21 protein-coding genes and 2 riboswitches are annotated in these 25,057 nt (G+C 49.1%); of the genes, 14 read left to right on the forward strand and 7 right to left on the reverse strand.

Features of this window, described 5'->3' with window-relative positions:
• Nucleotides 1-106: 106 nt before the first annotated feature.
• A complete protein-coding gene (locus BM200_RS11700; RefSeq protein WP_175532836.1) occupies nucleotides 107-1,699 on the reverse strand; it encodes a CPBP family intramembrane glutamic endopeptidase in 1,593 nt (530 codons plus the stop codon).
• A 249-nt stretch (nucleotides 1,700-1,948) separates the two neighbouring features.
• A riboswitch (cyclic di-AMP (ydaO/yuaA leader) is annotated at nucleotides 1,949-2,109 on the forward strand.
• Nucleotides 2,110-2,182: 73 nt separating this feature from the next.
• Between BM200_RS11700 and BM200_RS11705 the strand changes: the two genes are divergently transcribed.
• Together BM200_RS11705 and BM200_RS11710 are read left to right on the forward strand one after the other, a co-directional pair.
• A complete protein-coding gene (locus tag BM200_RS11705; RefSeq protein ID WP_091185334.1) occupies nucleotides 2,183-3,523 on the forward strand; it encodes a TrkH family potassium uptake protein in 1,341 nt (446 codons plus the stop codon).
• Between the two features lie 17 nt (nucleotides 3,524-3,540).
• Nucleotides 3,541-4,203 carry a potassium channel family protein gene (locus tag BM200_RS11710; protein ID WP_091185336.1) on the forward strand — a complete coding sequence of 221 codons (663 nt, stop codon included), beginning with the start codon at nucleotides 3,541-3,543 and terminating at the stop codon, nucleotides 4,201-4,203.
• Nucleotides 4,204-4,592: 389 nt separating this feature from the next.
• On the opposite strand, the gene BM200_RS11720 is transcribed toward BM200_RS11710, so the two are convergent.
• Nucleotides 4,593-5,471, reverse strand: a complete 879-nt coding sequence (locus BM200_RS11720; RefSeq protein WP_091185340.1) for a LysR family transcriptional regulator — start codon at nucleotides 5,469-5,471, stop codon at nucleotides 4,593-4,595.
• A gap of 291 nt (nucleotides 5,472-5,762) precedes the next feature.
• Between BM200_RS11720 and BM200_RS11725 the strand changes: the two genes are divergently transcribed.
• From BM200_RS11725 to sdhB, 3 genes are read left to right on the forward strand one after another with little or no spacing between them, the layout of a single operon-like run.
• A complete protein-coding gene (locus BM200_RS11725) occupies nucleotides 5,763-6,434 on the forward strand; it encodes a succinate dehydrogenase cytochrome b558 subunit (protein ID WP_091185343.1) in 672 nt (223 codons plus the stop codon).
• 27 nt (nucleotides 6,435-6,461) lie between these two features.
• The gene (gene sdhA / locus BM200_RS11730; protein WP_091185345.1) at nucleotides 6,462-8,219 is read left to right on the forward strand and encodes a succinate dehydrogenase flavoprotein subunit; all 1,758 of its coding nucleotides are present in this window, start codon (nucleotides 6,462-6,464) and stop codon (nucleotides 8,217-8,219) included.
• A gap of 2 nt (nucleotides 8,220-8,221) precedes the next feature.
• Nucleotides 8,222-8,980 carry a succinate dehydrogenase iron-sulfur subunit gene (gene sdhB / locus BM200_RS11735; RefSeq protein ID WP_091185348.1) on the forward strand — a complete coding sequence of 253 codons (759 nt, stop codon included), beginning with the start codon at nucleotides 8,222-8,224 and terminating at the stop codon, nucleotides 8,978-8,980.
• Nucleotides 8,981-9,149: 169 nt separating this feature from the next.
• Here the strand turns inward: sdhB and BM200_RS11740 are convergent, their stop codons facing one another.
• On the reverse strand, nucleotides 9,150-9,458 hold the full coding sequence (locus BM200_RS11740) for a winged helix-turn-helix transcriptional regulator (protein WP_245772980.1): 309 nt from the start codon (nucleotides 9,456-9,458) through the stop codon (nucleotides 9,150-9,152).
• A gap of 196 nt (nucleotides 9,459-9,654) precedes the next feature.
• Here BM200_RS11740 and BM200_RS11745 point away from each other — a divergent pair, with 196 nt between their 5' ends.
• A complete protein-coding gene (locus BM200_RS11745; RefSeq protein ID WP_091185351.1) occupies nucleotides 9,655-10,053 on the forward strand; it encodes a DoxX family protein in 399 nt (132 codons plus the stop codon).
• A gap of 87 nt (nucleotides 10,054-10,140) precedes the next feature.
• Here BM200_RS11745 and BM200_RS11750 read toward each other — a convergent pair whose 3' ends face one another.
• The 3 genes from BM200_RS11750 to BM200_RS11760 form a co-directional block, all read right to left on the reverse strand.
• The gene (locus BM200_RS11750; protein WP_091185353.1) at nucleotides 10,141-10,986 is read right to left on the reverse strand and encodes a DMT family transporter; all 846 of its coding nucleotides are present in this window, start codon (nucleotides 10,984-10,986) and stop codon (nucleotides 10,141-10,143) included.
• A gap of 195 nt (nucleotides 10,987-11,181) precedes the next feature.
• Nucleotides 11,182-11,991 (reverse strand): histidinol-phosphatase, encoded by an 810-nt coding sequence (locus BM200_RS11755; protein ID WP_091185355.1) that lies wholly within the window; start codon nucleotides 11,989-11,991, stop codon nucleotides 11,182-11,184.
• Between the two features lie 97 nt (nucleotides 11,992-12,088).
• Nucleotides 12,089-12,991, reverse strand: coding sequence for a LysR family transcriptional regulator (locus tag BM200_RS11760; RefSeq protein WP_091185357.1), 903 nt, complete (start codon nucleotides 12,989-12,991; stop codon nucleotides 12,089-12,091).
• A 224-nt stretch (nucleotides 12,992-13,215) separates the two neighbouring features.
• Here BM200_RS11760 and BM200_RS11765 point away from each other — a divergent pair, with 224 nt between their 5' ends.
• Together BM200_RS11765 and cysK are read left to right on the forward strand one after the other, a co-directional pair.
• Entirely contained in the window at nucleotides 13,216-14,493 is a 1,278-nt protein-coding gene (locus BM200_RS11765) for an MFS transporter (protein ID WP_342716324.1), read from the forward strand.
• A gap of 68 nt (nucleotides 14,494-14,561) precedes the next feature.
• Nucleotides 14,562-15,497 (forward strand): cysteine synthase A, encoded by a 936-nt coding sequence (cysK, locus tag BM200_RS11770; protein WP_091185359.1) that lies wholly within the window; start codon nucleotides 14,562-14,564, stop codon nucleotides 15,495-15,497.
• A 664-nt stretch (nucleotides 15,498-16,161) separates the two neighbouring features.
• Here the strand turns inward: cysK and corA are convergent.
• On the reverse strand, nucleotides 16,162-17,097 hold the full coding sequence (gene corA, locus BM200_RS11775) for a magnesium/cobalt transporter CorA (protein WP_091185363.1): 936 nt from the start codon (nucleotides 17,095-17,097) through the stop codon (nucleotides 16,162-16,164).
• Between the two features lie 368 nt (nucleotides 17,098-17,465).
• A riboswitch (SAM riboswitch) is annotated at nucleotides 17,466-17,568 on the forward strand.
• Between the two features lie 103 nt (nucleotides 17,569-17,671).
• Here corA and metA point away from each other — a divergent pair.
• From metA to BM200_RS11805, 6 genes are all read left to right on the forward strand, one after another.
• Complete coding sequence (gene metA, locus BM200_RS11780) at nucleotides 17,672-18,589, forward strand: homoserine O-acetyltransferase MetA (protein ID WP_091185366.1); 918 nt, start codon at nucleotides 17,672-17,674, stop codon at nucleotides 18,587-18,589.
• A 41-nt stretch (nucleotides 18,590-18,630) separates the two neighbouring features.
• The gene (locus tag BM200_RS11785; protein WP_091185369.1) at nucleotides 18,631-19,791 is read left to right on the forward strand and encodes an aminotransferase class I/II-fold pyridoxal phosphate-dependent enzyme; all 1,161 of its coding nucleotides are present in this window, start codon (nucleotides 18,631-18,633) and stop codon (nucleotides 19,789-19,791) included.
• Nucleotides 19,792-19,797: 6 nt separating this feature from the next.
• The gene (locus BM200_RS11790) at nucleotides 19,798-20,970 is read left to right on the forward strand and encodes an aminotransferase class I/II-fold pyridoxal phosphate-dependent enzyme (protein WP_091185371.1); all 1,173 of its coding nucleotides are present in this window, start codon (nucleotides 19,798-19,800) and stop codon (nucleotides 20,968-20,970) included.
• Nucleotides 20,971-21,122: 152 nt separating this feature from the next.
• On the forward strand, nucleotides 21,123-22,262 hold the full coding sequence (gene mqnC, locus BM200_RS11795; RefSeq protein WP_091185373.1) for a cyclic dehypoxanthinyl futalosine synthase: 1,140 nt from the start codon (nucleotides 21,123-21,125) through the stop codon (nucleotides 22,260-22,262).
• A 141-nt stretch (nucleotides 22,263-22,403) separates the two neighbouring features.
• Nucleotides 22,404-23,420: an FkbM family methyltransferase gene (locus tag BM200_RS11800; RefSeq protein WP_091185375.1), complete on the forward strand. Its 1,017-nt coding sequence runs from the start codon at nucleotides 22,404-22,406 to the stop codon at nucleotides 23,418-23,420.
• Nucleotides 23,421-23,776: 356 nt separating this feature from the next.
• Nucleotides 23,777-24,724, forward strand: a complete 948-nt coding sequence (locus BM200_RS11805) for a putative sporulation protein YtxC (protein ID WP_091185377.1) — start codon at nucleotides 23,777-23,779, stop codon at nucleotides 24,722-24,724.
• The last annotated feature ends 333 nt before the right edge of the window (nucleotides 24,725-25,057 follow it).

Here is a 25,057-nt window from a genome sequence, read left to right on the forward strand (position 1 = left end):
GTTTCTATTAAATGGGCTTGCCCCAACCTTTTTGGAGCCAAGTAAACGCAAAAAAGGAATGCATCCTATGCGGATGCATTCCTTTTATTTGAGCTTGCCGGGCCAGTCAGACGGGTATCTGACGGCGGTTATGCCAATACCTGATGACCCATGCGACGATGACAGGCAGCACAGCATAGATCAGAGCGGCCGTTATATTCACGCCTCCGCCAACGCTGACGAGCTCAAAGCCCATAATCAGGCTGTCGAGTATGGCATGGGTGAATACAGCTGTTATAAAGCCGTATCGGAGGAAAATAAGGCAGAAAACAGTTCCCAGAATAACAAGCTCTACGATCCGCGTATAGAACGGGAAGATCGGATAGCCGACATGGCCCAGCGCCCACATGATGGTCGGAATAAGCGTGGCGATAAACGTATTTTTGAACCACTTCTTAAACAAGGCAATACCGAACAACCGGAAGATGGCTTCTTCGGAAATAGCGGCGCACCATGCCATCATCGGCATGAGCCACAGCATGTTCGTATTATAAGAGGATTGCGTAGCATCACTGGTTGCCCAAGAACCGGCCAGGAACTTCATGGCAATCATAATAATCGCCTGACAGCCCAGAATGATTGCCGCAAAAAGATATGACAGCCAGACGCTGCGCCAGACATGATCGCCATAGCCGCGTTCACGGAAGCCCGGCCATAACGGACGTTTCTGAGAGCGCCACATCCCGTCACCGGCGACGAGGGCAAAGTAGACAGCCAGGCCAACCGGAATGAGCAGCACAACGGTAATAATAATAGTTGCGTTAAGCTCGGCGTCAGAGCGGCTCTGCTCGCCAAAGCTAGCCAGGATGCCATCCAGTACATTCAGATTGTTATAAATGTAGAATACGATAAATACCAGGCTGATAAATAAACCGCGTCTGAAGGTTGTGTGTCTCCGGTACAAGATCGCATATATAATGGATAAAACAAGCGAGATAAAGCACATATAAGCAAGACTGACAACGGATAATGCACTGCCCGTCTTTTTCTGGCTTTCCACATACGTTATGTAGTCAGCTGGAGCCTGGAAAGCAGTCTTGTACCTAGTAATGACGGCTTTATCATCCATGAGTCCAACCCCAATGACCAGCTCCAGGGAAGCATCTCCGAGCTTATAGCCGTCCGGATGCAGAACCGCATCTCCATCATCATTAATGTACAAGCTCTCCAATTCTTCGGGGCGGAAGCCTTTGGTCTCGGCAAAAGCTTTCGCTGACGTTTGAATCAGCTGATCATTATCGGAAGCCGCCGCGCCGAGCCAATGCCAGCCTGCAATGCTGCCGTTTGTCATATGGACATAGACATAGGCTTTGGAGCCGTCCTCCATATCCAGATTGACCTGAAACGTATCTGTCGGGAATTTGGCATCATACTTTTTCTCAAACGAGTCGAGCAGATCCTTCTTGGAGAAATAACCATTCGCCAAACTGTCGGTCTGATAGATCGTATGAGCGGATACAGCGGATACGCCAAATTGCTGCTTAACGAAATTTTCGGCCGTTAATGCGGCTTCACTCTTGGCGATGACATCAGGTGTTGAGCTCGAGAAAAGCTGGTCTCCCGCGGCCGGGCCGATCTGTGTGAAGATAAAAATAATTGCACCTGCTACGGCTGCCCACAGGAATCGTTTCCAATCTTGAGGGGCGATGGAAGGGATCATACCTAACCTCCATTTCAATTTCAGACAATCCTTAACTATTGTAACAATACCACTATTAACTTGAATTATCCAATGCGGGCGAAAGTAGAGGATGCGAACGGAAAGCGGTGAAATAAGGACTTGCAGCCAGCAAGTGACCATTTGCTCCATGCGATTGAACGTTTTTGAACGAATACCGCTTAATTATCGCTTACGTTCATTTTGATGTACCTGTCATTTGGGCGTATAATCGTTAACGTCATACAAATCGAATAGCAACAGCCGAATTTCGCTATCGAAAACGGGGGAACCAAACCGCTGTACAGTGCAATCCGTCAGCATGGGGTGAATTTCGAGCATCCGCTCGAATAGGGCTGCCTTTCCAGGCCCGAATCCGTCAGCTAACCTCGTAGGCTGTGTGGAACAGGACTCATCTTAGCATTGGGGTTCCCGTGCTTTTTTTTATGCCCAAATAGAGAGATGTCCATGATAAAGGAGAGAAACATGTCCAACTATTTTAATATCCTGAAGTGGTCGCCTCCCCGGATCCTTGTTTTTGGCTTTGCGATGATCATCGTGCTTGGTGCCTTTCTGCTGACCTTGCCTTTTGCTTCAAACGATGGTTCGCGGCTTCCTTTCATTGATGCTCTGTTTACAGCAACCTCGGCGACCTGCGTGACCGGCCTTGTAGTCGTGGATACAGGTACATACTTCTCTATCTTTGGCAAAATCATTATTCTTGCACTGATTCAAATCGGCGGTTTGGGCTTCATGACGATGGCTACGCTGATTGCGCTTGTGCTGCGCAAGAAGATCTCGCTGAAGGAACGGCTAATCCTGCAGGAAGCGATGAACCAGACAAGTATGGAGGGAATCGTCCGGTTAATCCGGAGGGTTATTATTTATTCCCTGACGATCGAGTTGATTGGCGCTGTTTTGTTCACCATTCGTTTTGCCTTTGATATGCCGTTTGGCAGAGCCGTATGGTTTGGCTTCTTCCATTCGATTTCGTTCTTTAATAATGCAGGCTTTGATATCTTTGGCCATTTCCGCAGCTTAACGATGTATGTGAGCGATCCGCTTGTAAATATCGTATCCATGCTGCTTATCATATTTGGCGGACTAGGTTTTGTTGTAATGGCGGATTTACTGGAGTTTCGGAAGAACAAGCGGTTGTCGCTGCACAGTAAAGTCGTGTTATCCACGACCGGAACATTGATTGCCGTCGGTGCCATCGTCATCTTTATATTCGAGCTGTCGAACAGCAAGACCCTTGGTTCTCTGGATTGGGGAGGTAAAATCCTGTCATCCTTCTTCCAGTCCGTTACGCCAAGAACGGCTGGCGCCAATACGCTGGATTATACCCAGATGCGGCAGGCGACCGTGTTTTTTACAATCATCCTGATGTTTATCGGGGCATCTCCCGGCTCGACTGGCGGGGGAATCAAGACAACGACCTTTACAACGATGGTCGGGGCGGTTATCGCGATGATCCGCGGGCGCGAGGATATTGTTCTTTTCCATTACAGACTTGGAAAAGACCGCATCTTCAAGGCACTGACAATTACGATGCTGTCGCTTACCCTTGTTATATTTGTAACGATGCTGCTGTCAACAACCGAAGACCAGCAGTTTCTGAAAATTTTATTCGAAACAACGTCGGCCTTTGGTACGGTTGGCCTTACGGCCGGCATTACGCCCGAGCTGACATATTTCGGGAAGATTGTTATTGCCATAACCATGTTCGCCGGCAGGCTGGGCCCGCTTACGCTTGCTTACGCGCTTGGACCTAAAACAGAGAAAGAGCTGTACCGGTATCCGGAAGGCAAAATTACGATTGGATAGGGGAATAGAGAGCAAGAATGAAAAACAATCAATTTGTGATCGTAGGTTTAGGGCGATTTGGCTCGAGTCTTGGAAGAGAGCTTATTAAGCTGGGCTATGAGGTGCTCGGGATCGACCGTGATGAGGAAGCTGTCCAGGAAATGAGCAATGTACTGACGTACACGGTTTCGGCCGATTGCACCGATGAAGAGACACTGCGATCACTTGGTGTTCGTAACTTCGACTGCGGCGTTGTGGCCATTGGCGATGACATTCAGGCCAGCATTTTGACGACTATTTTATTGAAGGATCTGGGCGTGAAGCGGGTTGTAGCGAAAGCGATGAGCGAGCTGCACGGACGCGTGCTGGAGAAGATTGGAGTCGACCGGGTGGTCTATCCGGAACGGGATATGGGGATCCGGGTGGCCCATCAGCTGGTCTCGCCAAACCTGCTTGATTATATTGAGCTGTCGAAGGAATACACGATTGCCGAGCTTTCGGTACCAAATTGCCTGAATGGCAAATCCCTTAATGAATTGAATTTGCGGGCCCGTTTCGGGTGCAGCATCGTAGCCATTAACAAGCCTTCCGGTATTATTATTGCTCCTACGGCGACGGATGTTGTGACGGAAAAGGACGTCATGGTTGTGATCGGAACAAACGACCAGATTGATCAGTTTGAAGAAACCATAATCAGGTGATGATAAGGACAGTGGGCGCAGTTAGCGTTCTCTGTCCTTTTTGCATGGCAGGCGCTGGTGAAGGGGATGGACGATGGGTCTTTGATGGGGCGGGATGGCTCGGTGGGACGGGGTATCTCTTTCGGCCGCTATTGTCATTCCTTTGCTCTGAATAGGTTTACATAGGTGCTTGCAAAGGAAGTGACAAAGGCGGACGCTTCGCTCCTCCAGAGATACCCCTTTCCCACCTCGCCCGCGGCACCCATCGAATCCCAAACGTCATCCCCGCTGCGCGGGAATGCAAAGAAGGGCAGTGAAGCGCTAAAAAGCGCAATCACTGTCCTCCCCTGCGGGGAGAGGGGCGAAAAGAGAAGAGCAAAGCAAAGAGCAAAGCAAAGACAAAGAGCACTTTACTGGCCCAGCTCCGAAATCCACCTGCGGACAGCAGGATGAAGATCGGAAGGGTCATTATGGATCAGGCAAGTCGTTCGCTTGGTATCTTCAAGCTCGCGGATAGGGACGACGATCAGCTCGTTGTCGGCTAGAAGCTGCTTGCGCATATAAGAATGCGGGAGAAGAGTAGCCGCGCGACAAGTGTGCAGAAGACGCACGATCGCTTCGAAGGAGTCGATCTCCATCCGGACATCGGGCTGAAGATGGTATTTGGCGAATACTTCGTCCGTTAATTTGCGGTACCAGGTTCCTTTGGAGAACAGAATCATCGGTAGACCATTTAAATCTTCTATTGTAAGAGAATCCTGATTGGTGACAGATACACTTGTCGGAATAACAAGAAGCAGGTGATCGTCAAACAGCGGAACACAATGAAGCTGGGAGTCTTCAATCATCGAAGCAACGATGGCTATATCCGCTTTATTGTCGCGGACAAGCGAGACAATCTCATGGGTTTTGCCGGTTACGGCCTTAATATCAAACTCCGGGTGGCTGGCGTTTAACGTCTTGATGAAATCGGGTAATGTAGTCTGAAGGGTCGTCAAGCTTGCACCAATCGTTATGGAAGTTTTGCCTGCAGCGGTATATTCTGCAACGGAGTCCATATAACGGCGGTGCAGCTTGCGCAGATTGACCGCATACTCGTAGGTCAACTGACCGACACGGGTCAGCTCAAGCCGTTTTCCGACACGTTCAAACAGCTTGGCTCCGATCTCTTCCTCAAGCTTGGCAATCTTGCGGGATAGAGCCGGCTGGGACAAATTAAGCAGACTTGCTGCTTTGTTCATGCTGGAATGCTCCACTATTGCAGCAAACATATTAAATTCTTCGATCATCTTGATCTCTCCGATCGCTTATGTGAAATTGTTATAATAAATTATAATAAATATGCAATTCCATTATAAGTCCAAAAGGAGTAGGATTAAAGAGGTAGCATACACGGAAAGTTCACAATTTTTATTCCCCAGAGTATTTTGCGGGGGACCCCGCTGTGAAAACCGGAAGAAGGGGTAAATCTTTCGTGCTTGATGTCGACTTTTGTTGACGGACGAATGAGCCGGGGGTACAATGTAGAATGGTTTGTCAAGAGTAAAAATGTCATGGAGCACTGGAAAGGAGAAGTATTAATGAAAGGAAATTCGTACTACTGGCGCAAGCTTCACTCTTTGCTTGGGGTGATTCCGCTCGGTGGGTTTATCATCGTACATGCGCTGGCCAATTTTCAGGCGTATGAACGGGGACCGGAAGGCTTCTCGAAAGCCGTTGGTTTTATTAACGACCTGCCTATTGTAACGCTGCTGGAGATCTTCGGTATCTATCTGCCGATCTTGTTCCACGGTATTTACGGCTTGTACATGGCTTATCAGTCGAACCTCAACTCGGGACGTTTCAAATATGAACGTAACTGGGCGTTTACGCTTCAGCGTATTACAGGGGTTATTACCTTCATCTTTATTTTCTGGCATGTGTTCGAGACCCGCGTGCAAGTCGCGCTCGGCAACATCACGCATGAAGAGCTTGGCTCGACGATGCATGATATCGCAACGAACCCTGCTTTGTTTATCCTGTACCTCATCGGTATTCTGTCTGCGGTATTCCACTTCAGCAACGGCCTTTGGGCATTCCTGATCAGCTGGGGTATTACTGTATCTCCGAAAGCTCAAAAGGTTTCGGCGAACATCTGCATGGTTATCTTTGTGCTTGTAGCCGCGCTGTTCATTCTGTCGCTCGTAGCTTTCACAGGAGACGAGTTCAAGGAAGCAGCAAGTGCCGCATTGGCATTGACCAATATCGGTTAGTAGTATTTAGACAAGGAGCGAAACGTTATGGCTAAAAATAAAATTATCGTCGTAGGTGGCGGCCTTGCAGGTTTGATGGCAACCGTTAAAGCGGCGGAAGCGGGCGTGCATGTGGATTTGTTCTCCCTCGTGCCGGTAAAACGTTCCCATTCCGTTTGCGCGCAAGGCGGCATTAACGGCGCTGTTAATACAAAAGGCGAAGGCGACTCCCCTTGGGAGCACTTTGACGATACCGTATACGGCGGTGACTTCCTCGCCAACCAGCCGCCGGTAAAAGCAATGTGTGAAGCTGCACCTGGCATTATTCACTTGATGGACCGTATGGGCGTTATGTTCAGCCGTACACCAGAGGGTCTGCTTGACTTCCGTCGTTTCGGCGGTACGCAATATCACCGTACGGCATTCGCAGGCGCGACAACCGGCCAGCAGCTGCTGTACGCACTGGACGAGCAAGTTCGTCGCTGGGAAGCTGCCGGTCTCGTAACGAAATACGAGCATTGGGAATTCCTTGGCTCTGTACTGGATGACGAAGGCATCTGCCGCGGTATTTCGGCACAAAGCCTGCGTACGATGGAAGTACATACTTTCGTCGGCGACGCCGTTATTCTTGCATCCGGCGGCCCTGGCATTATCTTCGGCAAAACAACGAACTCCGTTATTAATACAGGTACTGCGGCAAGTGCGGTTTACCAGCAAGGCGTTCATTATGCGAACGGCGAATTTATTCAAATTCATCCAACGGCTATCCCGGGCGATGACAAGCTGCGCCTCATGTCCGAATCGGCACGTGGTGAAGGCGGCCGGATCTGGACGTACAAAGACGGCAAGCCTTGGTACTTCCTTGAAGAGAAATACCCTGCATACGGCAACCTTGTTCCGCGCGATATCGCAACACGCGAAATCTTCAGCGTCTGCGTTGATGAGAAGCTTGGCATCAACGGCGAGAACATGGTATATCTCGATCTGTCCCATAAAGATCCGAAGGAGCTTGATGTTAAGCTTGGCGGTATCATTGAGATTTACGAGAAATTCATGGGTGATGACCCGCGTAAAATTCCGATGAAGATCTTCCCTGCGGTTCACTATTCGATGGGCGGCATGTGGGTTGACTATAACCAAATGACGAACATTCCTGGTCTCTTCGCAGCAGGCGAATGTGATTACCAATTCCATGGCGCGAACCGTCTTGGCGCGAACTCCCTGCTCTCGGCTATCTTCGGCGGCATGGTAGCTGGCCCGAAAGCGGTTGAGTATATCAAAGGCCTCAAGAAATCGGCTGAAGATGTTGCTTCTTCGGTATTCGACCGCGAGAAGAAACGCCATACCGAGAAATACAACAACATTCTAAGCATGAACGGCACGGAAAATGCTTACGTCCTCCACAAGGAGCTTGGCGAGTGGATGACGAACAATATGACCGTTGTACGGTTCAATGACAAGCTGAAGCAAACGATCGACAAGATCAAAGAGCTGAAGCAGCGTTACCAGAACATCAACATCAATGATACGGCGCAATGGAATAACTCCAGCGTAGCGTTCACGCGTCAATTGTGGAACATGCTTGAGCTGTCCGAAGCGATGACACTGGGTGCATTGCTCCGTGACGAAAGCCGCGGCGCGCATTACAAGCCGGACTTCCCGGATCGTAATGACGAGGACTTCCTCAAAACAACAAAAGCAACCTGGACTCCTGAAGGTCCGCAAATCTCGTATGAGGAAGTTGATACATCCCTCATTAAACCGCGTAAACGCGACTATACAGCTAACAAGAAGAAAGGAGAATAACAATGGCTCAAACGACAGCAACAAAAACCGTAAAGTTCGTTATTACCCGCCAAGATGGACCAGACTCCGCGCCTTACACAGAAGAGTTTGAGATTCCTTACCGCGCGAACATGAACGTAATCAGCGGCTTAATGGAGATCCAGCGTAATCCGAAAAAAACGGATGGCGGCAAAACAGCTCCAGTATGCTGGGAATCTAACTGTCTTGAGGAAGTGTGCGGCGCCTGCTCGATGGTGATCAACGGCAAGCCTCGCCAGGCCTGCAGCGCGCTGATCGATCAACTGGAGCAGCCGGTTCGCCTTGAGCCGATGCGTACATTCCCTGTCGTACGTGACCTTGTTATTAACCGCGAGCGCATGTTCAACGCGCTGAAACGGGTTAAAGCATGGATTCCGATCGACGGTACGTATGATCTGGGTCCAGGTCCACGTCTGGCTGAATCGAAGCGCCAATGGGCTTACGAACTGTCGAAATGCATGACTTGCGGCGTTTGTATGGAAGCTTGCCCGAACGTCAACGACCGTAACAGCTTTATCGGCCCGCAAGCGATCTCCCAGGTTCGTCTGTTCAACGTTCACCCTACAGGTGAAATGAACAAGGCAGAACGTCTTGAGACGCTGATGGAAGACGGCGGTATCGAAGGCTGCGGCAACTCGCAGAACTGCGTGCGTTCTTGCCCGAAAGGCATTCCGCTTACAACTTCGATTGCTGCAATCAACCGTGATACTACCAAACAATTGTTCAAAAAATGGCTTGGCTAAGAATTTCGCCCTCCGTGAACCGGGGGGCTTTTTCTTGTCCCTCATTTGATAATGATAACTATTATCAATATAGTAAAATAGATAAAGGCGAAAGTCAACTAACGCAAAAAAGCTGTGCCATGAAGGATAGGAACTATCCTGATATGGCACAGCTTTTTTAATCAGTTTCTTACATCCAGTGCTCGCCCCAGCTTTGGATCGACTCGATAACGGGTTGGAGCTCCCGGCCCTTCGGCGTTAATTCATATTCGATGCGAACAGGCATTTCAGGATAGACAGTTCGCTTCACAATGCTCAGACTCTCTAGTTCCTTCATCCGATCCGTTAACATTTTGTCACTCATCTCGGGGATCTGCTCTTTAATTTCCTTGAACCGTTTAGGTCCGCCAAGCATAACCCGAATGATAAGCCCTGTCCATTTCTTACCAAGAATGTCGGCCGCAGCTTCATACTTTGGGCACATAGTTGAATAATCCAACGCGATCACCCCTTTTTCTACCTTTATTGTAGCATATGTTCTTTGGAAAAGTAAGTTCGTTCACCTATCCAAAATTGGGTATTAGCTATTTTTATTTTACCTACTTGACTTAAGTAAGTAACATACATTATTATAAGTGCATCAAGAGCGGCCGCTCAAAAAAAACCGAGAAAATAGATAAAGGGAGAGGTTCTACATGTTAGATACAGGATTATTGATTATTAGGGTTGTTATTGGTTTGCTGATGATTGGGCACGGTGCGCAGAAGCTGTTTGGCTGGTTTGGCGGGTATGGCTTGAAAGGTACAGGCGGATGGTTCGAGTCAATCGGAATGAAACCTGGCGTATTGATGGCAGCCGGTGCAGGATTGGCGGAGGTAGCAGGCGGATTGCTGTTCGGTGCCGGATTGTGGGTTGAAGTCGGTGCAGCATTGCTCATCATTCTAATGTTTATGGCTATCGTGAAAGTGCATGGCGTAAACGGCGTATGGGTTACGCAAAACGGCTATGAGTACAATCTGGTTTTGATTGCTGTAATCCTTGGCGTAGCCTTCACCGGCGCAGGAGATTTCTCGATTGACGCTTTACTGAAATAATGCCTAAAATAATATAAATAGGGAAAAGCACCTCTGGAACCTGTGATGAACAGGCTCCGGGTGCTTTTTTGTGTTTAGGAAAGGAAGTTAGATTCGGATAATAAACAGCCCGGCAATCGTCAGGAGAAAAGCAGCCCATTGCGCCCGGTTCAGTTTTTCTTTATAAACGAGGATGGAGCCTGCCGCAACAACAAGACTATTCGTCGCAAAGATTGGTGCAGCCAGGTTGGATGGACCGGTCGCCAAGGCGATAGCATATAACTGAAGTCCGCCATATGAGAAAACGCCGGCCAATAGCCCCAGCTTTAGGCCTGTCCTGACGGCTGCAGAATCTGCAGCTTTGCGAAGCGGGAAGGCAAACCAGATCAAGGATAACGCATATCCGATAAACAGGATGGGGGCGCTTGATAAACCAAGCTCTTCAGTCACCTTAAGTCCGCCGTTACGGAAGGTAAAGAACAGAATGGCTGCGGCCACATACAGGTACCATTGTGACTGAACGGAGGAAGGAACTGATTGTTTTTTGTAATTGATCATTACAACAGCGGCCAGCAGCAGAGCAATGCCGGTTCCTTCCGTCCACTGCAAGGTTTCTCCGTAATATAGAGTGCCAAGCGCAATAACAAGTACGATATTCATGTTCGTAAGCGGGGATGTTAAGGCTGCGGGACCGTAATCCAGCGCTTTCATAAATAAAGCATTGCCAAGAGCAGAGCCAGCCCCGATAATGACCCCGGCCAGCCATACCCGGTAATCCGTTAATTGATGAATCGATCCTTCTCCTGCTGCATGAATACCAAAGCCCGCCGTTCCCGAGGCATACAGCCCGAACAGCATAACCGAGACATGTCCCCGGCGCATTTGGCTTACCTTCATCCACCAGCCTGCAAGTCCAAACAGCAAAGCGCTGCCGACCGCGATTGCCAGCCACATCAGATGTCATCTCCTGCCCGAATTTGTTACACAAATGAAATAGTTCTGTTACGGTACAAACATATTATTAGGCTATTATAATAAACAAGACCCCCTTTTAATATATCGATTTTGGACCTGTGAGCGCACAGGTCCACTTTTTTTGTCCGGATATAAAAAACCGCTTTGCAATGTGCAAAGCGGTTACTTTCTATTTTACAGCGGAAGTACGATTTGCTGGCGTTTGCGGTAGAACACCCACTGCGAGAAGCCGATTTCCTTCAGGCGCTTGCGCACAAGCTCGAATTCATCGCCTACACGGCTTGGCTTATGGGCGTCAGAGCCAAAAGTAACATTGACCCCAAAGTGAAGCGCTCTCTCCAGAATCGCATCGGAAGGATACCAGCCGCCAACGTCCTTGGTGCTGCCGGAAGTATTAATCTCAATGGCAATATCATGCTTGGCAATTACGCGCAGCGTATCGTCAATTACTTCGTCCGCGGGAATGTCCGAGAAGGCCGGATAATAGCCCTTCATCGCGTCGATATGGCCTAATATGTCAAACATACCGCTGCGTGCGGATTGCTGGATCAGGTCATAATACGACGATTTTTCCGAAATCTGCTTTTCATTGGACAAGCCTTTCCATCGGTTGCGGTTAAAGATGCTGACTCCGCTGACTTGATGGACAGAACCGATCAAATAATCAAACGGTACATCCTTGTAGGCATCCCGGTAAGTCTCCGCATGTTTCGGGAAGAAATCCGATTCCATGCCAAGCAATACTTCAATACGGCCTTTGTACTTTTCCTTCAGGCGAAGGACCTCGTCTACATAGCTCTTGAAGTCACTTCGGGCCATCGCAATGCCGGGAAAAGGCTGATCCTGCTCGCTGCCGAAATACGGCGAGTGGTCGGAGATGCCTATAACTTGAAGACCTGCGTCTAGTGCGGCAATAATATAATCTTCGATCGTGCCGTTGGCGTGGCCGCAACGTTCGTGATGGGTATGCAAATCGAATTTCATTATAGTTCCTCCTAAAAGAATGGCTGCCTAAACGGCCAAAGTTTTGGCCATTTGTAGTGATTCTTACTTCGTAAGCATGAAAAAGAATGGCTGAGATTTACTCGCTGCCAAGAAATGATTGCTCAGGCATGCCTTTTAAGTCGCTTAAGAACTGCTGCATGGCTGTATTTAAATATCTGCCGGATTTGTATACGACAGCTACCGGGTGATACGGTTCAAGCTCTACTACTTTAATGATCTTGAGTGAGCCGAGTTTTAATTCGTTGGCAATGGACAGCTTGGATACGACCGCAATGCCAAGATTAATCTCGACCATCCGCTTCACTTCTTCACTGCTCGACAACTCCATAATTATATTCGGCTGGATATTATTTTTCTTGAAGATCTGGTCCAGGAACCGACGGCCCAAGGTGTCAGGCGCAAGCATGATAAAGGGCAAATCCTTGATCATATGAATGTTAGTATGCACAACTTGACTCAATGGATGAGCGGGAGAAGCAACAAGGACAAAGGAATCGTAATAAAGAATAGATGTGTCCATGTTCGGATTTTTTTCCGAAATGTAAGTAATGCCGATATCGACCGAACCGTTCTCTACGCTTGCTAAAACCTGCGAGGAAGGCATTGTATGGATGGTTGTTTTGATAAGCGGGTACTGGTCCTGGAAGTATGATAACACCCGGGGCAATATCTGAATGGCCATGGATGAGGTTGTTCCGAGCACGATATGGCCCTGAGGTATCGCATTCAAATCGGACAGCTTCTGCTTTAATTCCTCGACAACCGCCAGGATCCGCTCCGCGTGCTCCAGAAAAACTTTTCCGTGGTCGGTGAGGGTAACTGGCTGATTGCGATCAATGAGAACGGTCTTGAATTCGTCCTCAAGTGTTTTAATTTGAGCAGAGACGGCTGGCTGAGTCAAGTTCAGCAGTTCGCCGGCTTTGCGGAAGCTCATCGTCTTTGATATGGTGAGGAGCGTTTCAAGCTGGCTAATATTCAATTCCATTCCCCCTCGAACATGATCACTTATTATTATAAAGCATATGGATGATTACAGCAAAAAAGCGGTCAAGCTTCAAAAATTCTTAAGAAGATGCTTTCGAAGCATGAATTACCACAAACGGTAATGTTATTTTTTTGTATGGCCATTGCTTTTAAGAGGAATAAATGGGGGTCCGTCGAACTATTGCTGAAGTATAGCCAATACATAAATTGGGGGCGTTTATGCTGGATCAAAGAGCATTGCGTGGCTGGAAAATGTACGACTGGGCAAACTCGGCATTTGCCACAACGATGATGGCGGCGGTGCTGCCGGTTTATTATTCCGATGTTGCGGCCGCAGATCTGGCCGGCAACAGTGCGGAGACCTATTGGGGCTATACCCAAAGCATTGCGATGCTGCTGGTCGCTATTCTATCGCCGATCCTTGGGGCTATTGCGGATTACACAGGCTCCAAGCTGAAGTTTCTGTCGGTATTTATGCTGCTTGGCGTATTATCCAGTGTGTTTATGGCCTTTGCCGGGGAAGGGGATTGGCTGCTTGCCTCGATCTTGATGGTGTTAGGTTCCATCGGTTACTCGGGAGGAAATACGTTTTATGACGCGATGCTGGCTGACGGCGTGCCGCAGAAGTTAAGGGATCGCGTAAGCGCGCAGGGCTATGCTTATGGATATGCCGGAGGCGGCTTACTCCTGCTTATTAATGTCATTATGATCGAAGGATGGGAGAAGCTTGGTTTTCCGAGCAAAACCTTCGCTACCCAAATGGTCTTTATTTCTGTAGGGATCTGGTGGCTGTTCTTCTCTTTGCCGATTCTCCGTTCGGTTAAGGAAGTGAGAAAAGCTCATGGTCATCAGGGAACAGGAGAGGTAGTCCGGGCAGGCTTTGTCCGGATAAAGGAGACCTTCTCTATCCTTAAGCGGTATCCTGAGCTGCTGAAGTATATGGCTTCATTCTGGTTTTTTAACGACGGGATTAATACGGTTATTGTAATGGCCACGATTTACGGCGCGGGCATCGGGATTGAGACAAGTGATCTGATCATTGCTCTGCTTATTACACAGTTTGTTGGATGGCCTTGCACCATTCTGTTTGGCAAGCTGGCCGGCCGTTTCGGCTCCAAACGGATGCTTTATTTTGCATTGATGATCTACGTAGTTATTGTAGGGCTTGGTTTCTTTATGACAAGCGCCATACATTTCTATGCGCTTGCCATCATGGTTGGTTTGGTCCAGGGAGGAAGCCAGGCCGTGGCTCGTTCCATCTATGCCAATCTGGTACCGCCGTCACGGACTGGCGAGTTTTTTGGCTTTTTATCGCTGTCGAGCAAGTTCTCCTCTTTTGCGGGGCCGCTTGTATTCTCGGTTGTGGGCACGATAACCGGGTCCAGCCGGGTGGCGATTCTGTCTCTTATTGCTTTCTTCCTGATCGGAATTGCCTTGTTGTGGAAGGTCAACCTGGATAAAGGTGCGCGTGAAGCGGCAGAAGAAGGGAAGGCTTGAGCATGCAACAGTCAGATCTCGTTAATGCTATAATAGGATGAGATCCATGAAGAAAGGTGCGATATGAAATGCCAAACATTTATAGCAATTTAACGGAGTTGATCGGCAATACACCATTGCTCGAGCTCACTCATTACAATAAGAATCAGGAGTCGCTTGCGAAAGTTATAGCCAAACTAGAATACTTTAACCCCGCGGGCAGTGTGAAAGACCGGATAGGTTTTGCGATGATTAAGGATGCCGAGGAAAAAGGCAAGCTGGTCCCGGGTTCCGTCATTATTGAACCAACGAGCGGCAACACGGGGATTGCGCTGGCTTTCGCAGCAGCCGCATTAGGCTACCGCTTAATTATTATTCTGCCGGAGTCGTTTAGCATTGAACGCCGGAAGCTGCTGGAAGCGCTTGGAGCAGAGCTGGTGCTTACGCCCGCATCGGAAGGCATGTCGGGAGCGATCCGGAAAGCGGATGAGCTCGCAGCCCAAATTCCAAACGCCTACATACCGATGCAATTCAGCAATCCTGCGAATCCGGAAGTTCACAAGCATACAACAGCGGAAGAAATTTGGCGTGATACCGACGGTCAGGTCGATATTTTTGTAGCGGGCGTTGGTACAGGCGGTACGATCTCGGGTGTAGGAGAGAGGCTGAAGCAGCTGAATCCGAAAGTTCAGATCGTAGCCGTTGAGCCGTTCAACTCACCGGTATTATCCGGCGGCGAACGAGGTCCCCATTTGATACAGGGCATCGGTGCCGGGTTTGTGCCGGATAACTATAACGCCTCGGTCGTTGATGAGATTATCAAGGTGAAAAACGAAGATGCTTACCGTACTTCCCGGCATCTGGCACGCAGTGAAGGCTTGCTGGTCGGTATTTCTTCCGGCGCTGCGGCATTCGCAGCCAGCGAGCTCGCCAAGCGCGAGGAGAACAAGGACAAAACCATCGTAGTCCTTTTCCCGGACACAGGCGAGCGTTACCTGTCGGCGAATTTGTACGACGAAGCTTAATTCAGGCGATAAGCAAAAAGACCCGTTGGGTCTTTTTTTGTGTCTGTAAGGAGCTTAAGTGGTACGAATATGATCTGTCAGGAGCTTATGGACCGTTGGCCATAGCGGGATAGTGACGCAATAAGACCCCGCGAGGGCCTTATTGTGCTACTTATCCATAAGACCCTGTCGGGGTCTTATGAGTTAGTGACTGATGGCAATACGTGCGAAAGTAACGGTATAGTAATGCTATAGGACCCTATGAGGGTCTTTATTGCATTTTAAAGTAACTAATCTGGTACGGAACCAGGCTCGTGCGCAGCACCTGAGCCTACATCCCGGTCCCACCTCCAGAGCCGCCTGGGGTTTTGGGCGGCGGCGCTGCGGGAGGTGCAGGGAGGGCGGCAGGGAGCAAGGAAGGGGCTGGGGAGGGGCTGGGAGGGGCGCAGGGGTAAGGGGGAGATCTCCATTGAAGAGTGTAACGACCGCCTTTGTCCGTTCTTATCCACCACTTGAAAATTGATTCAAGATAAGAACGGACAACAGCGGCTGAAAGGAGATCCCCCCGTCCCCGAAGCACGCCGACCCAGCCCCGACCCGCTGCCCCGAACGCTCCACAAGCTGCCGACCAGCCAGCGCGCAAAAAAAGCCGCCCCAACACCAGGGCGGCTCCCACATTCCCGCATTACAACCAGTTTTTCTTCCTAAACACAATCAGCATCCCTGCACCGAGCACCATCATTATGCCAAGCAGAATAATCGATCCGCCGCGCACATGCATCCCCGGAATAAAGTCGAAGTTCATCCCATAGATCCCGGTAATAAAGGTCAGTGGCATGAATATGGTCGTCATCGCGGTGAACACGCGCATGATTTCGTTCGCCCTGGCGGAGATACTCGACTGATAAGCTTCTCGTAAGTTGCCCATGAGCTCTCGATACGTGTCGAAAGACTCGGCGATTTTTACGGCGTTCTCATAAATGTCGCTGAAGTACTTTTGCAGCTGGTCATCAATCAGTTTCAAATCCCGCTTGTTCAGCGTGGCGATGAGATCCTTTTGCGGACCAAGCACTTTCTTCAGCCACAAAATCTCGCCGCGCAAACCGATGATTTCGTTCAGATGCGATTTTTTTGTATTCATTAATATATCTTCTTCCAGCATCTCGATCCGGTTGTCGATCCGGTCACCAACGAGGAAGTAATTGTCGACAACGATGTCGACCAGATGGTATAGGAAATAGTCCGGCCGGTTAACTTCCTGCTCCCACAGAATGGGTTTCAAGCTGCGAAGTTCGTTCAGCTTTTGCTTCGTAATGGTAATAATATAATGACGTCCTAGAAAGATGTTCAGCGCGCGCAGGAAAATTTCCTCGTCATCAAACCGGATACTGTTAATAACAATAAAATATTGGTTTTCATAAATTTCAAGTTTAGGGCGCTGCTCCTCTTCGCTCAGGCAGTCCTCGACGGCCAGATCATGCATGCCAAACAGCGGCTGCAGGATAGCAAGATCCTCAACGTCGGCATCAATCCAATAGAAGCCTTCCGCGGCAGGAACCAGCGTTTCATTAATGTCTTCGATCAGGGTGAATACCCCATTGTTTACATGACGAATTTTCATCCGAGCTTCTCCTCTCTTTTGAAACGGAGACACTGCCGGATGAATGTGCAAAAGAACGGACTTAAAGCGTAAGCGCCCGCTTGAGCAACGGTAGATCCGGCAGCTGCCGTATTCGATTGTTGTCAGGCTTAGGTCGGTCGCCTTCCATGTCTGTTTGCACTCCTTTACCCTTTATTGTTCTTGAAAAATTGGCTTTTAATCCTTGTCTAGTATACTCCTGCATACACTTGACATTCAAGCGGAAATATAGGACGAACGCCCTTTAAAATGACCTTCTACAGCATATGTAAATAACGTCCTTGACGCGAATGACGGAATCCATTAAAGTTAAGAATAGAATTGGAATTCGACAACCGAATAGAACCACTTTCTTATCAAGAGCAGGCGGAGGGACTAGCCCGATGAAGCCCGGCAACCGGCGTAAGCACGGTGCTAATTCTTGCGGAAACTTTAGTTTCTGAGAGATGAGGGAGGCGAGAGCTCTTTTTTTGACGAGCGCACGACCTTTTCTCACGGCAGAAAGGGTCTTTTTTGCGTTGAGAAAGCCGATATCGAAGCAAAGGAGTGAATTGCAATGCCGATTAAAGTACCTGATTTTTTACCAGCCAAAGAGATTTTGAACAATGAGAACATTTTCGTTATGGATGAAAGCACCGCTTTCCATCAAGATATCCGTCCGTTGCGGATTGCCATATTGAACTTGATGCCCACCAAAGAAACGACCGAAACGCAGCTTCTTCGTCTGATTGGCAATACACCGCTGCAGGTCGAGATTGTACTGCTGCATCCGAAGACTCATACGTCCAAAAATACATCGCATGAACATCTTGAATCTTTTTATAAGACGTTCGATGATATTAAAGATCAGTATTATGACGGTCTTGTTATTACAGGCGCTCCGGTGGAACATCTGTCTTTCGAAGACGTGAATTATTGGGAAGAACTGAAGGACATTATGGATTGGAGCAGACGTCAGGTTACGTCGACCTTCCATATCTGTTGGGCCTCACAGGCTGGCCTTTACCATCATTACGGTGTTCCGAAATACGATCTGGATAAGAAGATTTTTGGCGTGTTCCCGCATACGACCGAGAAGCAGAACGTTAATCTGCTCCGCGGCTTTGATGAAATGTTCTTTGTTCCGCAATCCCGACATACCGAGGTTCGCCGCGAGGATATTGAACAAATCGGGGATTTGGAAATTTTGTCCGAGTCCGAGGATTCCGGCGTATATATTGTAGCTTCGAAAGACGGCAGACAAGTTTTTGTCAGCGGGCATTCGGAATACGACCCTCTTACACTGAAGTATGAATATGACCGCGACAAAGCTAAAGGCATGGAAGTTGAGCTTCCGAAGAACTATTTCCCGGGAGATAATCCGGAAAAATTGCCTTATTCGACATGGCGTTCCCATGCGAACCTGCTGTTCTCGAATTGGTTGAACTATTATGTATACCAACAAACGCCTTATGATTTGGGTGCAGGTATCTAAATAAATATCTACTAACGTATAGAAGGAGACGGACGAATTTTATGAAAATGGAAAGTCATCTTGCGCAAATCGGCTCCGTGAAGGAGCCAGTTACGGGTGCGATCAGCTTCCCGGTCTATCAGGCAACCGCATTCCGCCATCCTCAGCTTGGCCAAAGCACTGGTTTTGATTATGCCCGTACCAAAAGCCCGACACGTACCGTGCTGGAAGAAGCGGCTGCTCAGCTTGAATCCGGTGATGCAGGTTTTGCCTGCAGCTCCGGTATGGCCGCTTTGACTACGATCTTCTCTTTGTTCAGCCAGGGTGATCACCTGATCGTATCGCTTGATTTGTACGGCGGCACTTACCGTTTGCTTGAAAAAATCATGTCGAGATTTGGGGTTGCGGCTTCCTATGTAGATACGAATGATCTTGACGGCATGTCCGAGCTGCTCCAGTCGAATACAAAGGCCGTTCTGATCGAGACGCCTACGAATCCGCTGATGATGATTACCGACCTGGAGCGGATTTCCGCTTGGGCGAAGTCCAAAGGTCTCCTTACTATTGTAGACAATACCTTGCTTACTCCGTTCTTCCAGCGTCCGATTGAGCTTGGTGCGGACATCGTAGTGCACAGCGCGACCAAATACTTGGGCGGTCACAACGACGTCCTTGCAGGTCTGATCGTAACGAAAGGGAAAGAGCTGTCTGAGCAAATGGCTTTCCTTCATAACTCGCTTGGCGCTGTCCTTGGACCGCAAGATTCCTGGCTCTTGATGCGCGGCATGAAGACGCTGGCACTCCGCATGGAACGCCATCAGTCTAATGCAACGGCGATTGCGAACTACTTGCTGGAGCATGAGGCGATTGAGGATGTTTACTACCCTGCGCTGCCTCATCATCCAGGTCATGAGGTGCAGAACAAGCAATCGTCGGGCAATACGGGCATTTTCTCCTTCCGCTTGAAGGATGCCCGCTATGTGGAGCCCATTCTTCGCCACATTAAGCTGATCGCTTTCGCAGAAAGCCTTGGCGGCGTGGAATCGCTTATGACTTACCCGGCCGTTCAGACACATGCGGACATTCCGGTTGAGATTCGTCAAAAAATCGGTGTGGATGACCGTCTTCTTCGTTTCTCCGTAGGAATTGAGCATGCCGATGACTTGATTGCAGATCTCGAGCAGGCTTTGGCTGCGGCAAAACGAGAAATCGGGGAGGCGTAAGGAATAATGAGTGACCGGCATAATCTTGAAAAAATTTCCGAACGCAGCTTTGCGACCAAGCTGCTCCATTTCGGCGCTGAAATTGATGAGCAAACAGGTGCATCCAGCGCGCCGATTTTCCAGGCATCAACCTTCCATCAAGCTGATATTATGAATCCGCCGCATCATGATTACAGCCGTTCCGGCAACCCGACGCGTGAAGCGCTTGAGAACTATATCGCTTTGCTTGAAGGCGGTACCCGCGGTTTTGCGTTTGCGTCCGGCATGGCTGCCATCTCGACGGCTTTCATGCTGTTGTCAGCAGGTGACCATGTCATCGTGACGGAGGATGTTTACGGCGGTACATACCGTCTGCTCACGGCTGTATTGACCCGTTTCAATATTGAAACGACTTTTGTTGATATGACGGATTTTGATCAGGTGCAATCGGCTTTGAAGCCAAATACGAAAGCAGTCTTTATGGAGACGCCTTCCAACCCGACACTCAAAATTACCGATATCTCACGTGTAACGGGCTGGGCCAAAGAACATGGACTTCTTACGATGCTCGACAATACGTTCATGACTCCTTACCATCAGCGTCCATTCGAGCTTGGCGTAGATATTGTGCTGCATAGCGCAACGAAATTTCTGAGCGGCCATAGTGACGTATTGGCTGGACTTGCTGTAACGAAGGACGAAGCGCTTGGCCGCCGCTTATATCAGCTGCAGAACGGCCTTGGCGCGGTTTTGAGTGCTCATGAGAGCTGGCTTCTTATGCGCGGCATGAAGACTCTTCAGGCCCGCATGGAGCACAGTGAACGCAGTGCCCGCAGGCTGGCAGAATGGCTGTCGGACCATCCGGAGGTTACCAGAGTGTATTACCCTGGTCTTGAGGATCATCCGGGCCGCGAAATTCACGAGAAGCAATCGAAGGGCTACGGAGCTGTTGTATCCTTCGACGTAGGCAGCGGCGAGCGTGCCGCATCGCTTCTCAGCCGCGTTCAGCTGCCGCTTGTAGCGGTTAGCCTCGGCGCCGTGGAAAGCATTTTATCCTACCCGGCCAAAATGTCCCATGCGGCAATGCCAAGAGAAGTGCGTTACGAGCGCGGAATTACGGACGGACTTGTCCGTTACTCCGTAGGCCTAGAGGATATCGAAGATCTGATTACCGATCTGGATTCAGCCCTGCGAGGTTAATTTCTTTCAAAATAAGCGAAAAATGCGGCTGTCGCATGCGACAAGCCGTGTTTTTTCGTTTTTCCGTAACATACGAAAGATGACGGACAAGAACGAGATATGATAGGATGAATTGATAGCTATTAAGAACGGAAAGATAAGGAGGTCTTGCGATGTCTACGTTGGACCAGATTTTGGATAAAGCGCTGCTCGGAGAACGGATTACTTTCGACGAATGTGTGACGCTGCTTGAATCCGATGAAATTGAAAAAATGGGCGAGGTTGCGAATCAGCTCATGCTGAGACGCCATCCTGAACCGATTACGACATTTGTCGTAGGCCGGAACGTCAACTATACAAATATTTGCGATGTGTATTGCCGGTTCTGCGCGTTCTACCGTGCGCCGGGTTCTAATGAGGGCTATGTCCTTTCGAACGAAACGATACTTAATAAAATTCAGGAAACGATTGATGTAGGCGGTACGGAGATTCTGATGCAGGGCGGCACCAACCCGAACCTGCCATTCTCCTACTATACGGATCTGCTTCGCGAGATCAAGCAGCATTTCCCGGATATTACGATGCATTCCTTCTCACCGGCCGAGATTCAGAAGATGAAGGATGTTTCCGAAGGCCTCTCGCTTGATGAGGTCATCCGCCAGCTTCACGAAGCTGGTCTTGATTCGCTGCCGGGCGGCGGTGCCGAGATTCTCGACGACCGCACCCGCCGCAAAATCAGCCGTCTGAAGGGCTCCTGGACGGACTGGATGGATGTTATGAAGTCCGCACACCGTCATGGCATGAACACAACGGCTACGATGGTATACGGCTTTGGCGAGACTGCCGAAGAGCGCGCGCTTCACCTGCTCCGGATCCGCGATGCGCAGGATGAATGCCTTGCGAACGGTTACGACTCGAAAGGCTTCCTCGCCTTCATCTGCTGGCCGTTCCAACCGGACAACACGAACATGAAGAAAGTTGAGAAGTCGAAGCCGGAAGAGTATTTGAAGATGGTCGCGGTAAGCCGAATCATGCTCGACAATATCGATAACTTCCAGTCTTCCTGGGTTACGATGGGTCCGGATATCGGCAAGCAGTCGCTCTCGTACGGCTGCAATGACTTCGGAAGCACCATGATCGAAGAGAACGTCGTATCGGCTGCAGGCACCACTCATAAAGTGAACATTGAACTTATTCTTCAGCTTATCCGTGAATCGGGCAAAATCCCGGCGCAGCGCGATACGAAATACAATACGATCAAAATGTATGATGATCATGAGCATGCTGCAAAAGATTTTGTTATGCAGAACTAATTCAAATCTAAGCATCCGGTCCCGTTTTATGGGGCTTGGATGCTTTTTTTATGCCGGAGGGAGTTAACAGGCTACTAAAAATGGCGGATGTCACATATTCTTTTTCAGGATCATGCCTAATGGAGAAGGATGTGTGAATCGATGGACCAGCAGAAATTGATTGCCGCCATCAAGCAAATGGAAGACAGACTGCACCGGAACGATATCAATATGAGGGAAGAAATAACGGGGCCAATACTCGATGCTATATTCGATGAGAATACGATCCTCAGGAAGGAGATCGCAAGCGGATTAACCTTTGATTTCTATTACCGGACCAAGATTGCACGGGATTTTCTGCTGTCGGAGCCGGACTGTCCCGACCATGTTTGGGAGCCGCAGACAACCAAGCTCCTGACGATATTCTCGAGGCAAGCCAAAAACGTGCTTATTGGCGGGGCGTACTTTGGCGATCAGGCGCTTCTTGTTGCGAAAGAGCTCGCCGGGCAGGAAGGGACGGTACATTGCTTTGAGCCGAACAAAGACCAGTACAACATGCTGAAGCATAACGCTGAGCGAAATGGACTCGGCAATATTAAGGCATGGCGGCTAGGGCTATGGAAAAACGAAGAGGGCAGGATGAAGCTGATCGGGGATGATTCCTTTGCTCATGCAGAACTCGTGACTGAGAGCCTCGAGGAGGATCCGGCTGTGTTCTCTACCACCTCCATTGATACTTACGTGAAGGAGCAGGAGATCAGCAAGCTGGACCTGATCCTACTCGATATTGAAGGGCTGGAGCAAACGGTTCTGCAGGGTGCAGAAAGCCAGCTGGATCTGCCGGCGGAGGAAGCTCCCCACATCATATTCGAAGTCCATCGCCATTACGTTGATTGGAGCAACGGACTCGATCAAAGCGATATCGTAAAGTACCTTCAATCCTTCGGATATCACATATTTGCATTGCGGGATTATAACTCCAATGTCGATATGGCCGGCAAACCGGTTGAGATCATTCCGCCAGACCGTGTTTATCTCGAGGGACCACCTCACGGATTCAATATGATTGCGGTCAAAAATCTGTCCATCCTGGATGACCCCATGATCAAACTCTGCTACGACGTCAGCCCCAAGCTCTTGACTCACAAAAAAATTTATCTCCACCAACCAACAGAGTAGTCCTCGTGTCTACGTTGGATTTTATCCAATTTCAAGGCGCGCCGAGAGCTGAAGATGGCCGGTAGGTTGGATTCAATCCAGCATAATTTGCATTTAACCAGCCATTTACTTGCCAAATTCGAAAATATGCTGGATACAATCCAACGTACGCTCAAAAAGCCCAAGTTCTAGACGATTTCGCTGGATACAATCCAATGTAGCCGGTTGTAGACGCCGGAATACTACAAATAGTATAGGCAGTGTTAGTGCATGGCCCAGTGTCGAAGGATAACTCCCCATCATCTCCCACTCACTCCATTCGTATATACCCAACCCCCCAGCCATATACTTATAAGGGGAATGAAAGGGGTGAGCTCATGGAGCTGTTTACCGTAACGCTGCCTTCGAACATGGAGCAATCGGCTGCCCAATTAGCGGCGTTGATGGCGGAGTACACAACCAATGATCTACATATCGCAAACATCGAAGGAGAGGCTATAGCGTACACGCTGCTATCCGAGAAGGAGATTAGCTGCCAAGCGATCCTGCCTTATTTTCAACTGGCTGACCATAGCCAATCGGTGTATCAAGCGGCTTCCAAAGCACTTGCCGAATTCATCGTAACCGATATGGAACCACTCATTCTGGCAGCCATCATTCGGAGAAAATACAGGAATAACCATGCTATTGATGCACCTGTTATCGAAAAATATTGTCACGAGCTGCTTCACGGAACAGAGTGGGACGGTCTGGGAACGAGATTTCTGGATGCGGACCGGCAGCGCCGCAAAACAAAGGTTGCTGATGAAATTGACCGTTATTTGCAGGAGAACTCGGTTTTAAATTTGTCGGGCTTAACATCCTTTCGGCTGCAGCCATACCGGACAGAATTAGCCGAAATTGTTGATTATGCGTTGGACGAATATGTACTGGATAAGCAATATCAGGAGTTTATTTCGCTGCTGAAATATTTTGTAGGCTTGCAGGAATCCAAAGTGCCGATTGTCCATCTTGTCCATAAAGGAAGCCATGAGTTTGTCCTGTTCAATGAGAAATTTCAGCCTTTTGAACCGAAGCCCCACTCGGACAAGTTAGTGGCCGAGATGCTGGAAACCGAAATGAATATAGAAGATATGGTCATCAGCTCACTCATTGCTGTCTCACCGAAGCATATAATGATCCATACGAGGCAGGAGGATATGCAGGTTATCCGGACAATCGAGACGATTTTTGACAATCGCGTATCGCTCTGTACCCAATGCCCGGCTTGCAGCCCATGCTTTGAAAGCAACGGGACCATCCAGCCTGACAGCCGCATCTATTGACCAATGGGGGTTAAAGCGGCTATAATATTGGACATAACTATGTAAACAGCAATGACAAAGACATGTATCTGCCGGTAATGTCGGCCCAGAGAGAGGAAACTCGGCTGCAATTTCCTTCGAGACATTCGCAAATATACCCCTTTGTAGCTGTGCGGTTGAACGTGACTAACCATGTCATTACTAAGCTGCACCGGATTGTCTCCGTTATCAGATCAATACAAGGATTGCTGAGTTGTCTGGGACACCAGGACAATAGTCAGCGGTCGAAGTAGGGTGGAACCACGGGTAAACAAGCACTCGTCCCTTTGCGGGATGCGTGCTTTTTTTGCGTTC

Source organism: Paenibacillus catalpae (genome assembly GCF_900112695.1).
Classification (GTDB): Bacteria; Bacillota; Bacilli; order Paenibacillales; family Paenibacillaceae; genus Pristimantibacillus; species Pristimantibacillus catalpae.